Source organism: Methylibium rhizosphaerae (assembly GCF_006386545.1).
Taxonomy (GTDB): Bacteria; Pseudomonadota; Gammaproteobacteria; order Burkholderiales; family Burkholderiaceae_C; genus Pseudorivibacter; species Pseudorivibacter rhizosphaerae.
Genome location: NZ_SWAR01000126.1, coordinates 1 through 1,331 on the forward strand (window position 1 = coordinate 1; position 1,331 = coordinate 1,331).

Here is a 1,331-nt window from a genome sequence, read left to right on the forward strand (position 1 = left end):
AGATGCGCTTGCGGAAAGTGCAATGGTTCAATGCGAGGTCTGTAGTGCAGCAGCCGCCTAACCCCTCCATCGAGCGAACAGTTTCCGGCAAGCCGGAAACTGCCGCTCATGTCGAACGTTAGGTGCCTAAAGTGGATCCGCGAGCTCTCGTCGTGTATCTAGAGTCATCGTACTCCGCGTATTCGCCCGTCCTCGCCAGTGCTCGTGAGGTCATGCTCGCGGGCCTGCGCTGGTCAAGCGACTACTGGTCCGGTCTAGCCGTTGCTTGGCTGGAGGAGGGCGCGCCGATCGATGTGGAGATCGCCAACGAACTTCACAAGCTCGCGTCCACGGAGGTGCTCTCGCAGAACCTACGGCATCGGGCGTTCTCTATCGCACGCCGCTTTACTCGTGAGCTACCCATTGAGGAACTTGATGTTGTCCGCGTTGTGGCTCTACGAAGCTGCGATCGCTCTTTCGAAGGTACAGAAGGCGTCAAGCGGAAACCGCGCGTCGGCGATAGAGGTACGGTCGTGCACATTCACCCAACGGGCTCGCATGAGGTTGCCTTTATCGTGGAGGCCGTTGCCCCCGATGGCCACACATTGTGGGTCGCTGATTTCTTCGCAAATGAGCTACAAGTGGAGGTCAAGCACCTTGCCGCCGGCACCTAACCCTTCCATCGAGCGGACACGGAGCTTGAATCGGTTTCGTTGACGCTCCCCACCAACGACGGCGTGATCAGCGGGATCGACCACGAAAGCGATACGGTTGTCGCGGTATGGACTGGCGGTCGATGCAAGACTTGCGAATCGTGTTCTGCGGCGAGGAGCAATCCCATGCGTTACGACGACGCCAAGATCGAGACCGCCGTTCTGGCCTTGCTGGGGGCGCTCGAGTTTGAGAACGGCCGGGTGTGGAAGCGATACGACTTTGATGTCATGGACTCGCTCCACGAGAAGGGCTACATCACGAACCCGCACGGGCGACATGAATCCGTCTACCTGACCGAGCAAGGGCTACAACTGGCGAAGCAGCTTGCTGACGAGTGGTTCGGTGTATCCGACGGGCCTCAATCCCAGCGGGCGCCATAGAGGCGGCCCGGTGCACTCGGGGCGATGCGAGGGACATCCGCATGGGCGGTGGTCCATAGATCCCGAGCGGGAGCCGCGGACCCGCGATGTTTAGAAGGCCAGCCTGGGCAATCGGCCGCAGTCAGGCAGTCAGCGGTATCCGTCCGGCCAACTCACCTTGAACGGCCCGTGCCCGGCAGCCAGGATGGTGCCCACCAAACAAGTTAGGTGGACACCATGTCAGACGCCAAGCCGGCCAGCCGCCGGCGTCACGACGCA

2 protein-coding genes are annotated in these 1,331 nt (G+C 61.0%); both read left to right on the forward strand.

The genetic code is table 11. The annotated features are described in order from the left end of the window. The first annotated feature begins 212 nt into the window (after nt 1–212). The gene (locus E8D38_RS27725) at nt 213–653 is read left to right on the forward strand and encodes a hypothetical protein (RefSeq protein ID WP_140637497.1); all 441 of its coding nucleotides are present in this window, start codon (nt 213–215) and stop codon (nt 651–653) included. Nucleotides 654–818: 165 nt separating this feature from the next. Next, nucleotides 819–1,073 (forward strand): DUF6429 family protein, encoded by a 255-nt coding sequence (locus E8D38_RS27730; protein WP_140637499.1) that lies wholly within the window; start codon nt 819–821, stop codon nt 1,071–1,073. Nucleotides 1,074–1,331: the final 258 nt, after the last annotated feature.